This is a genomic window from Duganella sp. BJB1802, from assembly GCF_013369445.1.
Classification (GTDB): domain Bacteria; phylum Pseudomonadota; class Gammaproteobacteria; order Burkholderiales; family Burkholderiaceae_D; genus Rugamonas; species Rugamonas vulcania_A.
Window position 1 is genome coordinate 314,454 of sequence record NZ_JABWEF010000003.1, and the last position, 13,430, is coordinate 327,883.

A 13,430-nucleotide genomic window follows, 5' to 3' on the forward strand; every position below is an offset into this window, starting at 1 on the left:
GCCTTGGCGGCCAACAGCGGTGGGGTCAGATACCGTCTTGAATGGCAAGCCCTTTCGATAAGTAATTAGGATCGAAAGGCTTGTCATTGTGTATCACCCCATAAATCAAGTGAGCCAGTTTGTGCATGACGGCACCGATCACGGCTTTCTGTGCCATGCCAGTCGCGGCAAGCCGCTCGGCGAATTGGCGCAGGATGGGGTTATGACGGCGCGCCACCAGGCTAGGCATATACAGCGCAGCGCGCAATGATGTATTGCCTGTTCGACTGATGGTCGTTCGTCCCCTCACTGAGCTTCCGGAGCTGCGTTGCTTGGGCGTTACGCCAAGGAAGGCGGCGAAGGCTTTCGCACTGCCAAAGCGGCGGATATCGCCCAAACTCCCCAATACTTTGGCCGCCGTGGTCATCCCTACGCCGGGGATTGTGGTGAGCAACTCCGCATCGTGCTTCAGGCCAGGATGGCGATCGATGTGATCGTCGATGTCGCTTTCAAGCTTCTCAATTTCTGCGCTGAGCCAGGTGATATGCTGCCGCACGTGCTGCACCACCTCGTCCATTCCACCGATGGCTAACGCCTCCAGCCGGTTCTCTTCCTGCTGGCGGATATCCTTCAAGGCTTGAACGCGCTGTGTCCATGCCCGCAACTGGCGCTGTTCCAGCGGCGGCGGACTCCAGGGCGCAGGCCGCATTGCTGCGCAGTAGCGAGCGATCAGGCCGGCGTCGATGGCATCGTTCTTGTTGCGAATATTCTCGCTGTGGCCAAAGCCTTTGATGCAGGCCGGATTCTCCACGCTCACCATCAGGCCGGCCTGGTGCAACGCAAGCGCCACCGGCTCGGAATACACCCCGGTCGCCTCCATGCAAACGTGCAAGGCCGATAACGGCACCTTGGATTTGCCCAGCCAATCGAGCAGCGCTCGGTGACCTTCGATGGAGTTTTCCAGCACCTTGGTCTTGGTTTTTCCGTTGACCAGCAGTGCAATATCTAATTTTCTCTTACTGACATCAATACCTACTGCTGCGTATATCGCATCCATTTTTTGACCTTCCTCGTATGCAGGCTTACGCATTGACGCGATGGCCCAAGATACCGTTCGGACTTATCAAATGAAACAGGCAGAGGCACCTATCTGACCCACGTGCTCCATGGCACTAAGTCTGATCAGCGTCACTCCGCCCGGCCGCACTTACTTCGTTATTATCCGATGGAGATGCGGTACGCTCAATATACGAAGTCTGACATTCGGACACGAGCTCTTCCGTAGCAGCCGCTACGGAAGAGCTCGTGTCCGAATGTCAGACTTGACCCCAATTTTATGCGGACGGGGCTGGCACCGCTTTGCCGGCCTTGACGGCGTCCTTGATCAGCTCTTTCATGGTGCGCTCGGCTTCGCGGCTGGCCTTGGCTTGCTCGCGGCCCAGCTCGCCCATGGCCTGGCCTAATTCAGCCATCGGCTTGCCGGCCTCCGACATCTGCTTGCTCAGCGCGCTCATCGGCTCTTGCATGGCCTGGATCTTCGCCAGTTGCGGCGCCATGTCGCGCTGGGCTTTCTCGATCTGGCTTTGCAATGGCGCCATCTCCGCCTGCAGCGCGGCCTGGCGTTCGTGGAAGCGGCGCAGCTTTTCCGAGGTCGGGTCGTCGCCCAGTTCGCGCGCGGCCTGCTCGATCCGGCGGCCGATCGCTTCCTGTTGGCGGGCGACGCGTTCAATCAGCCGCTGCTGCCGGTCCGTGTCCAGCTGGGCCTTGCCTTCGGCATCACGGCCCAGCTTTTCCATCTGTCGGCCCAGCGCGTCCATGACCTTGCCTTGGGCATCCATTTTCTTGCCCTGCGCGTCCATCTTCTCGCCGATGCGATTGACGGCGGCCCAGGCTTCGTCGGCCTTGGCGATCGCGGCCGGATCCTGGATCAGGTAGGCCTTGTCGCCGTCGCGGAACCAGATGAAGTCGCCCTTGACGTTGCGCCGCGCTGCTTCGATCTTCGACAGGTCCAGGTAGGCGGCCGAGACGGTGATGTTTTCCTTGTTGGCGTGCACCAGCGCGTAGCCCGAACGCTGGCCGTCACGACTTAGGGTAATGTTGTGTTCAAAGTGGCGGCTTTGCGCTCCGGCCGGCGCCGCCGGAATCGGTGGAATAGCCGGCACTGCTGGAATTGCTGGAATCGCTGGCACGGCTGGAATTGCTGGAATCGCCGGCACAGCTGGAATTGCTGGAATCGCCGGCACGGCAGGAATTGCCGGGATTGGCGGCACTGGCAGGATTGCAGGCGCTGCCGGGGCGGCCGGCATTGCTGGCATCGCGGCAGCAGCCATCGCGAGTGCGGGCTTGGCCGGTGCAGCTGGCACCGCAAGTTCGGCGACTGCGACTGCGGCTGGTGCGGCTGGCGCGGCTGCTGCCGCTGGCGCCGCCGGTGCCGCTGGTTCGGCCTCGGCAGCCGGCGCTGCGGGCGGTTGCACCGGCTCGACTTGGGCGACGTCGGCCATCTGGCTGACCTGTTCGACCGTCGCGACGGCGGCGACGTCCGGCGCCGGCGGCGCGGCGTGGGCGTAGAACACCGCGCCGGCGGCAAACAGCCCCATCAGGGGCAAGGCCATTTTCCAGCTGACCGGTTCAACATCGGGACGCAGCAGGCGTTTGATACGTGACATGAGATTTCCTCCGTGAGCCGCGTGGGCTAGTTGTGTGGTGTCGAACTGAAACCGATCCAGTTCCGACAGGGCCTGCGCCAGCCTCTGGGGCTGGCCGAGCATGTCCACCGCGAGGTCGTCGGCGATTTGTTCCCGCTCGATCCGTATCCTGCGTGACAAGGCCCAAACACTAGGGTGATAGAACAGCACGATCTCGATCGCGCTTTGAATCAGGTTGACCAGGTAGTCATGTCGTTTGATGTGCGCCAGTTCGTGCGCCAGCAGGGCTTCCAGCAGGTCGGGTGGCATGCCGCTCACCAGCGCGGTCGGCACCAGCACGATGGGACGCCAGCAGCCGGCCGTGATCGGGCTATCGAGCAGATCGGCCACGCCCAGCCGCACATGACGTTCGATGTCGAAGCGGCGCGCCAGTTCGGACAGGCGCCGCTGCCAGTAGTGGTTGACGGTGTAGGCGCCGGCGCGGGTGCGCTCGGCCACCCATTGCAGTCCCAGCGCCAGGCGCAGCGACATCAGCGCCGCGCCGGCCAGCCACAGGCCAACCACCCACGGCAGTTGGCGGCGCAAGACGGTTTCAAAGGTGGAGAGCGTGCCCTCGCCGAACAGGGCCGGCACGACGGCGGCAACGGCGCCCTGGTCCGCAGCAGCGGCACCCTGGCCGGCCACATCGGCAGCGCCGGCGCCCTGCCCCGCCAGCACGCGCAGGATCTGCGGCGTACCCGCGCCGGCTCCGGTGTCCGACAGTTGCATCAGGATGCTGGCCAGCGGCAGCGCCGCGCACAGCAGCATGCCGGCGCAGGCCACCGCGTAGCGGGTCTGCGGGCGGGCGCCGCGCAGCGCGGACATCGCCAGCGCCACGGCCCAGCCGATCAGCAGGCCTTGCCAAATGAAGTGCAACAGCGCCCAGCCGACGGCGGGCACCAGGGCGGCCAGGACGCCGTTCATGCGCGCCCCGCCTGCCGTGAATTCGTATGACTGCGTATTGCTTCCATGCCGCACTCCCCAGTTGATGGATGTAGAATAAATTATCTAGATCTCGATGTCTAGAACTTTTTTTCTACATGCATCGCACCGGGATCAGTGGGCGCGCTTGGCGCTGATGGTGACGACTGGCATCTTGACGCCGTCCACCACCGCCATCTTGACCGAGCCGGCGTCGATGGCCGGGGTGGCGCGCCCTTCGGCGCTGGCGTAGCCGGTGGCGCACAGGACGACTGCGCTGGCGACGAAGATCAGTTCCATGTTTTTCAGTACGTTCATGATGTTTCTCCTTCAGTGGTGGGCCTTGCTTCCATGACTCCACTGTAGTCAAACACCTCGCCGAACGCCTGCGGATTGCGACGGAATGCAGCTTTGGCGGAGCCAGCCGCAATCCGTCGCGACGGACGTCAGTAGATCACCACCGAGCGGATCGATTCGCCGCTCTTCATCAGGTCGAAGCCTTCATTGATGCGCTCCAGCGGCAGGCGGTGGGTGATCAGGTCGTCGATATTGAGCTTGCCTTCCATGTACCAGTCGACGATCTTCGGCACGTCGGTGCGGCCGCGCGCGCCGCCGAACGCGGAACCCTTCCACACCCGCCCCGTGACCAGCTGGAACGGCCGGGTGGAGATCTCCTGCCCCGCCGCCGCCACGCCGATGATGATGGACTGGCCCCAGCCCTTGTGGCAGCACTCCAATGCCTGGCGCATGGTGGTGGTGTTGCCGATGCACTCGAAGCTGTAGTCGGCGCCGCCGTCGGTCAGCTGGACGATGGCGTCGACCACGTTCTCCACCTCCTTCGGATTGACGAAGTGGGTCATGCCGAACTTGCGCGCCATCTCCTGGCGGGCCGGGTTGATGTCGACGCCGATGATCTTGTCGGCGCCCACCATTTTGGCCGCCTGGATCACGTTCAGGCCGATGCCGCCCAGGCCGAACACCACCACGTTGGCGCCCGCCTCGACCTTGGCCGTGAACAGCACCGCGCCCACGCCGGTGGTCACGCCGCAGCCGATGTAGCAGACCTTGTCGAACGGCGCGTCCTCGCGGATCTTGGCCAGCGCGATCTCCGGCACCACGATGTAGTTGGAGAAGGTCGACGTGCCCATGTAGTGGTAGATCGGTTTGCCGTCGATGGAGAAGCGGCTGGTGGCGTCCGGCATCAGGCCGCGGCCCTGGGTCGAGCGGATCGACTGGCACAGGTTGGTCTTTTGCGACAGGCAGAATTTGCACTGGCGGCATTCCGGCGTGTACAGCGGGATGACGTGGTCGTCCTTCCTGAGCGACTTGACGCCGGGGCCGACGTCGACCACCACGCCGGCGCCCTCATGGCCGAGGATGGCCGGGAAGATGCCTTCCGGATCGGCGCCGGACAGGGTGTAGTAGTCGGTGTGGCAGATGCCGGTGGCCTTGATCTCGACCAGCACCTCGCCTTCGCGCGGGCCGCCCAGTTCCACTTCCTCGATCGTCAGCGGTTTGCCCGCCTGCCATGCGATGGCTGCTTTGGTTTTCATTGTTCGTCCTGTGGCTGCGTTGTTCGGGAGACCGGAACGGAGGGCCGTTCCGGTGGTTCGCCATGATAGCAAGCCGCGGACGATCTGTGGCGCGGACGATTACTGCGGTTCGGCCGGCATCGACGCGCCGATGCCCAGCAGCTCGGACACCGTGCGCCACAGCTGGCGCGGCGAGGTCCACGGCTTGGGCAGGAAGGCGCCGCCGGCGTTGTGGCGCTCGGGATGACGCGCCGAGTACGTCAGCACGCGCACATGGGGATGGCGCTGCTGCAGCTGCATCACCAGGCTGGTGCCGTCGCCGTCGGGCAGATCGGGATCGATCACCACCAGCGCGAAGCGGCGCTCCAGCAGCATCAGCTCGGCCGCGGCCAGCGAGCCGACGTGGGTGACGTGGGTCTCCGGCACCAGCAGCATCGACAGCACCAGCGCGGTGTCCAGGTCGGCGTCCACGTGCAGCACGCGCGGCGCCTCGGCAAACACCGAAAAGCCGATCGCGGCGCCGACATCCTGCTCGCTGAAGGGACGGTAGGTATCCTGGGAAAAATCGGTCGTCATAAGTGTCTCCGCACACAAAACTGAGAGGAATGCGGTGCCGGCAGCACGGGGCGGTCATGGCAACGCGGAAGTCGGCGGAGTTGGGCCGAAGGAACGATGACGGTCGCAGGGGACAGGCGGCCGAAGAGGCGGCAGGCGCAGGTTGGAGGCCCCGCCGCACTAGCACAAAGCGGGCAGGACCGGCCTGCCGCTATAGACACAGTCTACATGAAAGGTGATGCAAAGCAATAAAATGCCGATAAAAATACCGCCGGCGTTTACTTTTTCAGACGCTGATTGAAGGCGGCGTGCAAGCTGTTCAACATTTCCTCGGCGGCCAGCAACTGGTCTGCCACCTCGTTGACCTTGCGGCGGTTGGAGCGGGCGTGGTCGCGCAGCACCTCGAAGGCGGTGTTGCGGTCGGTCTGGAATTTGCACATCAGCAGGCCAACGGCCAGGCTGGTCTCGCGGCCGGCGGCCAGCGCGGCGTTCAGATTGAGCTCGGTGCGGCGCAGCTGGCGGATCTCGTCGGCGCGCGCCAGGCCGGCGGCGAAGGCCGGCATCAGGTGCTTCTCGTCGACCGGCTTGACCAGGAAGCCTACCGCGCCGTAGGACGCGGCCTGCTTGCCGGCGTCGGCGTCGCCGCGGCCGGACAGGAACATGAACGGTACCGAGCTGGTCGCGTGCAGCTGCTTGGCCAGTTCCAGGCCGTTCATGCCGGGCATGTGGATGTCGAGCAGGGCCAGGTCCGGTTCGCGCTGGGCGATATGCTGCAGGGCCTGCTCGGCCGACGAGGCCTTGAGGATGTCGTAGCCGGCGTGGCCCAGCACCTCGCCCAGGAAATCGAGCAGCAATGGGTCGTCGTCGACGATCAGGATCAGACGCTTCTGGCTGGAAGGGACATTCATGTGGCGGCCACCTTAGGCTTAAGCTAACGCCCCAATTATAAGGCGGAAATCCCCCCAAGCCGCTAGCGTTTTATGCGGCCGTCCGATCGCCGGCGTACAGCGCGAGAAACGCGGCCACGGCGGCGCCCGGATCGTCCGCCTGGTAGACGCTGCTGATGGCCGCCACCATGGACGCCCCGCGCGCGGCCAGCGGCGCGGCGTTTTCCGGCGTCATGCCGCCGATCACCACGGTCGGCACATGGATCACCGCGCGCGCCTGGTCGAGGATCTCCATCTTGGTAGTCACCGCGTATTGCTTCACGCGCGACGGGTAGAAACCGCCGAAGGCCACGTAGCTGGCGCCGGCCGCCTGCGCCTGCAGCGCGCGCGGCAGGTCGCCGTAGCAGGAGGCGCCGATGATCTTGTCCGGGCCCAGCCGGGCGCGCACCTGCGCCACCTCGGCGTCGGTGCCGCCCAGGTGGACGCCGTCGGCGCCGGTCTGCTCGCACAGGTCGACGTGATCGTTGACGATGAAGGGCACGCCGTAGCGCCGGCACAACGCCAGCAGCGCGCCGGCTTGATCCAGGCGTTGCTGCGGGCCGGCCTCCTTGTGGCGGTACTGCAGCAGCGCCACGCCGGGCTGGGCCTGCCGGGCGGCGGCCAGCGCGCGCTCGGTCAGCTCCAGCAGCCGGCCGGTGTCGTCCCAGTTGGGCGTAACCAAATAAAGTCCTTGCATGATGTGCTCTCAAATGAGGGGTAGGCGGTGCGGGATGCGCTGGCCGGCGGCCACCGTGTAGGCGCCGCGCAGCGCGCGATAGCAGTACTGTTGCGCCAGTTCCAGCGCGCGTTCCATCGACATGCCGAGCGCCAGCTGTCCGGCGATGGCCGACGCCAGCGTGCAGCCGCTGCCGTGGAACTCGCCGCCCAGGCGCGGCCAGCGCCAGTCGCGGGAATCGTCCTGCGGGGCGGGATCGGACAGGCGCTGCGGCGGCGCCGAGCCGGGGCCGACCCAGCGGTTGACCACTTCCTCGCCGCTGCCGTGGCCGCCGGTGCTCAGCACGTGGCGGCAGCCGCGCGCGCGCAAGGCCTGCGCCTGCGCGGACGGCTCGTCGACGCCGGTCAGCGCCAGCGCCTCCGGGCCGTTGGGCGTGAGCAGCGTGACCAGCGGCAGCAGCGGCGCCAGCGCCTGCACCGCGTCGCCGCGCGAGAGCAGGTCGCCGTGGCCGCTGGCCAGCACCGGGTCCAGCACCACCGGCAGCTCCGGCTGGCGCTGGCGCAGGCGGCTGATGATCTCGGCGATGGCCAGCGCGTTGGACGCGCTGCCGGGGATGCCGATCTTCACCGCGCGCACCGTCATCTTGTCGACCAGCGCCTGCGCCTGGCGCAGCACCATGGCGCCGTCGACCGGCTGCACGCCGTAGACGCGGTCGTTGTCCTGCACCGTCAACGCGGTGGCCACGGTGAGCGCGTGCGCGCCCTGCCCGGCCACCGCCTGCAGGTCGGCGGCGATGCCGGCGCCGCCGGACGGATCGAGTCCGGCGAACACCAGCACGCAAGGTCGCGCCACCAGTTGCGCCATCAGCTGCGCCGCCACTTGCGAAGACAAGCGCTCGCTCATGCCAGCCGGCCCGCCATCGGCGAGGACGGCGAGGCGGCGAACTTGCGGGCGATGCGGCCGGCCAGGAAGGCCTCGCGGCCGGCCTGCACGCCCAGCTTCATGGCGCGCGCCATGCGCACCGGATCGCGCGCGCCGGCGATGGCCGTGTTCATCAGCACGCCGTCGCAGCCCAGCTCCATGGCGATGGCCGCGTCCGAAGCCGTGCCGACGCCGGCGTCGACCAGCACCGGCACCTTGGCCTGTTCGATGATCAGCGACAGGTTCCACGGATTGAGGATGCCCATGCCCGAGCCGATCAGCGAGGCCAGCGGCATCACCGCGACGCAGCCGATGTCCTCCAGCAGCTTGGCCTGGATCGGATCGTCGCTGCAGTAGACCATGACGTCGAAGCCGTCCTTGACCAGGGCCTCGGCGGCGAGCAGGGTTTCCGGCATGTGGGGGAACAGGGTCTTCTCGTCGCCCAGCACCTCCAGCTTGACCAGCTTGTGGCCGTTGAGCAGCTCGCGCGCCATCTGCAGCGTGTAGACCGCGTCCTTGGCGGTGTAGCAGCCGGCCGTGTTGGGCAGGATGGTGTACTGCGACGGCGGCAGCACATCCAGCAGGCTCGGCGCCTTCGGATCCTGGCCGATGTTAACGCGGCGAATCGCCACGGTGATGATTTCCGCCTCGGCGGCATCGGTCGCCTCGCGGGTTTGTTGAAGGTCCTTGTACTTGCCGCTGCCCACCAGCAGGCGCGACTTATAACTCTTGCCCGCGATGGTCAGCAGGTCCTGGGATGATGCGTTCATGTTGCTCTCCTTGTGGGGTCAAGTCTGACATTCGGACACGAGCTCTGCCGTAAGCGGCCGCTTACGGCAGGCTCGTGACATGTCGACTAGCCCCTATTTAGCCGCCGCCGATGGCGCGGACGATGTCGACCTGGTCCTGCGGCTGCAGCTCGCGCTGCGGCCACTGCTGGCGCGGCACCACCGCGCGGTTGACCGCCAGCGCCAACGCCTGGCCGGTCAGCGACAAGGCGTCGATCAACTGGTCCAGCGTCTGCCGCGGCGGCACCCGGTACGGGGCGCCGTTCAATTCGATGTCGATCATGCCGGCCTCACAGCTTGCGGTACAGCTCGGCGCCGTTCTTGATGAACTCCACCGCCTTGACCTGCATGCCCTGCTCCAGCGCCGCGCCGTCCGACATGCCGTTGGCCGCCGCGAACTCGCGCACTTCCTGCGTGATCTTCATCGAGCAGAAATGCGGGCCGCACATCGAGCAGAAATGCGCCACCTTGGCCGAGTCCTTGGGCAAGGTCTCGTCGTGGAACTCGCGCGCCTTGTCCGGATCGAGGCCGATGTTGAACTGGTCGTCCCAGCGGAACTCGAAGCGCGCCTTGGACAGCGCGTTGTCGCGGATCTGCGCGCCCGGATGGCCCTTGGCCAGGTCGGCCGCGTGCGCGGCGATCTTGTAGGTGATGATGCCGTCCTTGACGTCGTTCTTGTCCGGCAGGCCCAGGTGCTCCTTCGGCGTGACGTAGCACAGCATGGCCGTGCCGTACCAGCCGATCTGCGCGGCGCCGATGCCGGAGGTGATGTGGTCGTAGCCGGGCGCGATGTCGGTGGTCAACGGCCCCAGCGTGTAGAACGGCGCCTCGTGGCACTGCTCCAGCTGCAGGTCCATGTTTTCCTTGATCAGCTGCATCGGCACGTGGCCGGGGCCTTCGATCATCACCTGCACGTCGTGCTTCCAGGCGATCTGGGTCAGTTCGCCCAGGGTCTTCAGCTCGCCCAATTGCGCCTCGTCGTTGGCGTCGTAGATCGAGCCGGGGCGCAGGCCGTCGCCCAAGGAGAACGAGACGTCGTACGCCTTCATGATCTGGCAGATCTCTTCGAAGTGCGTGTACAGGAACGATTCCTTGTGGTGCGCCAGGCACCACTTGGCCATGATCGAGCCGCCGCGCGAGACGATGCCGGTCAGGCGCTTGGCCGTCATCGGCACGTAGCGCAGCAGCACGCCGGCGTGGATGGTGAAGTAGTCGACGCCCTGCTCGGCCTGCTCGATCAGGGTGTCGCGGAAGATTTCCCACGTCAGGTCCTCGGCCTTGCCGTTGACCTTCTCCAGCGCCTGGTAGATCGGCACCGTGCCGATCGGCACCGGGCTGTTGCGGATGATCCATTCGCGCGTTTCGTGGATGTGCTTGCCGGTCGACAGGTCCATGACGTTGTCGCCGCCCCAGCGGATGGCCCAGGTCATCTTCTCGACTTCCTCGCCGATCGACGAGGTGACGGCGGAGTTGCCGATATTGGCGTTGATCTTCACGAGGAAGTTGCGGCCGATGATCATCGGCTCGATTTCCGGGTGGTTGATGTTGGCCGGGATGATGGCGCGGCCACGGGCGATCTCCTCGCGCACGAATTCCGGCGTGATCTCGGCCGGGATGCTGGCGCCGAACGATTGCCCCGGATGCTGACGACCCATCAGGTCGGCCAGGCGCTGGCCCATCGGGCCGGAGTTCTTCAGGTTTTCCAGGTATTCCTGGCGGCGCAGGTTTTCGCGGATGGCGACGAATTCCATCTCGGGCGTGATGATGCCCTGGCGCGCGTAGTGCATCTGAGTGACGTTCTTCCCTTCGCGCGCGCGGCGCGGCTTGCGGTGCAGGTTGAAACGCAGCTCGGCCAGCGCCGGATCGGCAAGGCGCGCCTGGCCGTATTCGGAGGTCGGGCCGTCCAGCTCCTCGGTGTCGTCGCGCTCCAGTATCCACGGCAGGCGCGGGGTCGCGGCCAGGCCGGAGCGGATGTCGATCACCGCTTCCGGATCGGTGTACGGCCCGGAAGTGTCGTAGACGTAGATCGGTGGATTGGCTTCGAAGCCGAACGAGGCCGGCGTGTCGGCCTGGGTGATTTCGCGCATCGGCACGCGGATGTCGGGACGGCTGCCTTCGACGTAGACCTTGCGCGAGTTCGGTAATGGCTTGATGGCTGCCTCGTCCACCGTGGCGGTGGCGGAGAGGAATTTGGGATTGGCGTTCATTTGGCTCCTTCGTTAGCTACAGGAGCCAGCAAAGGAGGTTGGACGGCGCCGGCCATCGGAGGTGGCGGCAAAATCCTAAGCTTCCCTTCGCTGGCATTATCCAGATCAGGTTCGGAGGGTATTTCTCACCCGCGCATCGCAATGCGCAGGACCCCTAGCGTGTGCCACCTTGCGGCAGCGGGGCCGATTATACGCCCGGCCGCGCCGCGCGGACAATGTCGGCGTGAAAAAAACCACAATACCCGGTATAACGAGCCGATGTGTAACAGATGTAAAAGCCGCGCGCTATGTGCGGCATCACACATAATAGTTTCTGAAAGGAACTCACAATATCTCCACAGCGACATCCTCGGTCGCCACAACAAGCGCCACACGCGCGATTATCGGGAGATTCATCATGAAGCCAGCACACCCAACCCTTTACTTGGCCGCCGTGGCGGCCCTTACCGCAGCCGGCCTGAGCGCCTGCGGCGGCGGTGGCGGAGGCGGCGGCGACAGCACGCCGGCCAGCACCCTGGGCACGCTGTCCGTGTCGCTGACGGACGCGCCATCGTGCGGCTTCGACGCCGTCAACGTCACCGTCAACAAGGTGCGCGTCAACCAGAGCAGCACGGCCAGCGACACCGACGCCGGCTGGACCGACATCACGCTCAGCCCGGCCCGCAAGATCAACCTGCTGAACCTGACCAACGGCGCGCTGGAAGCGCTGGGCCAGACCTCGCTGAGCGCGGGCCACTACAACCAGCTGCGGCTGGTGCTCGATCCCAACACCGGCACCGGCCTGGCCAACTCCGTGGTGGTCAGCGGCAGCACCGCCGAGGTATCGCTCGACACGCCGAGCGCGGTGCAGAGCGGCATCAAGCTGGTCAACTCCTTCGACGTGGCGGCCGGCCAGCGGGTCGACCTGGTGCTGGACTTCGACGCCTGCAAATCCATCGTCACCAAGGGCAACGGCAAATACGCGCTCAAGCCCGTGGTGAAGGTGATCCCGACCACGCTCAACGGCATCGGCGGCTTCGTCTCGACCGCGCTGCTGAGCCGCCACGTGATGGTGTCGGCGCAGCAGAACGGTGTCATCGTCAGCGCCACCGCGCCCAACGCCACCACCGGCGAGTTCGCGCTGAGCCGCCTGCCGCTGGGGAACTACGACGTGGTGGTCACGGCCGACGACAGCGCCGCCGCCGTGGTTGGCGCGGTGCCGGTGACCAGCACCTCGGCCACGGTGGCCATCAGCACGGCCGCCGCGCCGATCGCGCTGCCGGCCAGCGTCACCGGCAGCATCGGCGGCACCGTCACGCTGACGCCGGCCAGCAGCACCGCCACCGCCTATGTCGCGGCCAAGCAGAGCTTCATGGCCGGACCGACCGTCACCATCAAGTACCGCGGCGCCGACCTGGCCAGCGGCAGCTACACGCTCAGCGGCCTGCCGGTCGGCGCCCCGCAGTACGCGGTGTACAGCGCCACATTGCCGCTGCAATTCGCCAGCGCCGCCACGGTGCTGCCAGGAGCTGGCAAATACATCGCCGAGGCGTCCGCCGAGGGCTACACCACGGCCAGCCTGCCGCTGGTCGACATCTCGCTGGCCAACCAAAGCAACGTCAACTTCAGCCTGAAACCGTAAACGCGCCGCGCGGCTTGCCCTGCTACTTGAAGGGCAAGCCAGCGACTCGCCCCGCTGACGGTCGCCGGGATCACGCGGCGGCCGTTGCGGGCGCAATCTAAGACTCTCTGCGCGGCAGCAAAACATCCAGTCGAAAAATCAGCTCTGATGGGCGTTAGGCTTACATGAGAGCGATGCAACGAACACTGCGGAAAAAATGTATGCCGCCATGCGCGCAAACCCACAAGACTGGCATCTGCGTGATCTCCAAACGGTCGCAAAACGGCGTAATATGACTTGGCATATGGCAGGAAGCCATTGCGTGTGTTTGCCGAGGGAATCTGAACATGGACATCCTTGACGAGTACCCTTACGAGATCCGCCCGCTGACTCAGGACGAGGGAGGCGGATTCCTGATTACCTACACCGATTTCTGGGGATGTTTTTCGGATGGCGAGACCATCGACAAGGCCATCATCAACGGTCGCGACGCGCTGGCTGCCACCCTTGAAGTCATGAGGGCCGAGAACCTGCCGGTACCTGCCCCTCACAGCCGAAGAAGCAGAAAGACGGGATAAGGCGCACCACTCCCCCTGAACGCCGGCGGCGCCTGCTCATGCCAGCCAGCACCACCGGCCCGA

General features: G+C 65.7%; 13 protein-coding genes and 1 riboswitch. Of the genes, 2 read left to right on the forward strand and 11 right to left on the reverse strand.

Annotation, left to right across the window (positions count from 1 at the left end):
• Positions 1–25: 25 nt before the first annotated feature.
• From HUX88_RS06850 to thiC, 11 genes are all read right to left on the reverse strand, one after another.
• Positions 26–1,069: an IS110 family transposase gene (locus tag HUX88_RS06850; RefSeq protein WP_229219230.1), complete on the reverse strand. Its 1,044-nt coding sequence runs from the start codon at positions 1,067–1,069 to the stop codon at positions 26–28.
• A gap of 244 nt (positions 1,070–1,313) precedes the next feature.
• Positions 1,314–3,587, reverse strand: coding sequence for a M56 family metallopeptidase (locus HUX88_RS06855; RefSeq protein WP_176361264.1), 2,274 nt, complete (start codon positions 3,585–3,587; stop codon positions 1,314–1,316).
• Positions 3,588–3,719: 132 nt separating this feature from the next.
• The gene (locus tag HUX88_RS06860) at positions 3,720–3,902 is read right to left on the reverse strand and encodes a hypothetical protein (RefSeq protein ID WP_117012924.1); all 183 of its coding nucleotides are present in this window, start codon (positions 3,900–3,902) and stop codon (positions 3,720–3,722) included.
• A gap of 128 nt (positions 3,903–4,030) precedes the next feature.
• Positions 4,031–5,137: an S-(hydroxymethyl)glutathione dehydrogenase/class III alcohol dehydrogenase gene (locus tag HUX88_RS06865; protein ID WP_176361265.1), complete on the reverse strand. Its 1,107-nt coding sequence runs from the start codon at positions 5,135–5,137 to the stop codon at positions 4,031–4,033.
• Between the two features lie 99 nt (positions 5,138–5,236).
• A complete protein-coding gene (locus HUX88_RS06870; protein ID WP_176361266.1) occupies positions 5,237–5,692 on the reverse strand; it encodes a response regulator in 456 nt (151 codons plus the stop codon).
• 257 nt (positions 5,693–5,949) lie between these two features.
• Positions 5,950–6,579, reverse strand: coding sequence for an ANTAR domain-containing response regulator (locus HUX88_RS06875; RefSeq protein ID WP_117012921.1), 630 nt, complete (start codon positions 6,577–6,579; stop codon positions 5,950–5,952).
• 70 nt (positions 6,580–6,649) lie between these two features.
• The gene (gene thiE / locus HUX88_RS06880; protein WP_176361267.1) at positions 6,650–7,294 is read right to left on the reverse strand and encodes a thiamine phosphate synthase; all 645 of its coding nucleotides are present in this window, start codon (positions 7,292–7,294) and stop codon (positions 6,650–6,652) included.
• A gap of 9 nt (positions 7,295–7,303) precedes the next feature.
• Entirely contained in the window at positions 7,304–8,176 is an 873-nt protein-coding gene (locus HUX88_RS06885) for a hydroxymethylpyrimidine/phosphomethylpyrimidine kinase (RefSeq protein WP_176361268.1), read from the reverse strand.
• Entirely contained in the window at positions 8,173–8,964 is a 792-nt protein-coding gene (locus HUX88_RS06890; RefSeq protein ID WP_117012918.1) for a thiazole synthase, read from the reverse strand. The genes HUX88_RS06885 and HUX88_RS06890 overlap by 4 nt, the downstream gene beginning before the upstream one ends.
• Before the next feature lie 97 nt (positions 8,965–9,061).
• Entirely contained in the window at positions 9,062–9,265 is a 204-nt protein-coding gene (thiS, locus tag HUX88_RS06895) for a sulfur carrier protein ThiS (RefSeq protein ID WP_161099879.1), read from the reverse strand.
• A gap of 7 nt (positions 9,266–9,272) precedes the next feature.
• The gene (gene thiC, locus HUX88_RS06900) at positions 9,273–11,189 is read right to left on the reverse strand and encodes a phosphomethylpyrimidine synthase ThiC (RefSeq protein WP_176361269.1); all 1,917 of its coding nucleotides are present in this window, start codon (positions 11,187–11,189) and stop codon (positions 9,273–9,275) included.
• A gap of 65 nt (positions 11,190–11,254) precedes the next feature.
• Positions 11,255–11,355, reverse strand: a riboswitch (TPP riboswitch).
• A 231-nt stretch (positions 11,356–11,586) separates the two neighbouring features.
• On the opposite strand from thiC, the gene HUX88_RS06905 reads away from it, so the two are divergent.
• Together HUX88_RS06905 and HUX88_RS06910 are read left to right on the forward strand one after the other, a co-directional pair.
• Positions 11,587–12,810 (forward strand): DUF4382 domain-containing protein, encoded by a 1,224-nt coding sequence (locus HUX88_RS06905; RefSeq protein ID WP_117012915.1) that lies wholly within the window; start codon positions 11,587–11,589, stop codon positions 12,808–12,810.
• Positions 12,811–13,136: 326 nt separating this feature from the next.
• Positions 13,137–13,367, forward strand: a complete 231-nt coding sequence (locus HUX88_RS06910; RefSeq protein WP_176361270.1) for a type II toxin-antitoxin system HicB family antitoxin — start codon at positions 13,137–13,139, stop codon at positions 13,365–13,367.
• Positions 13,368–13,430: the final 63 nt, after the last annotated feature.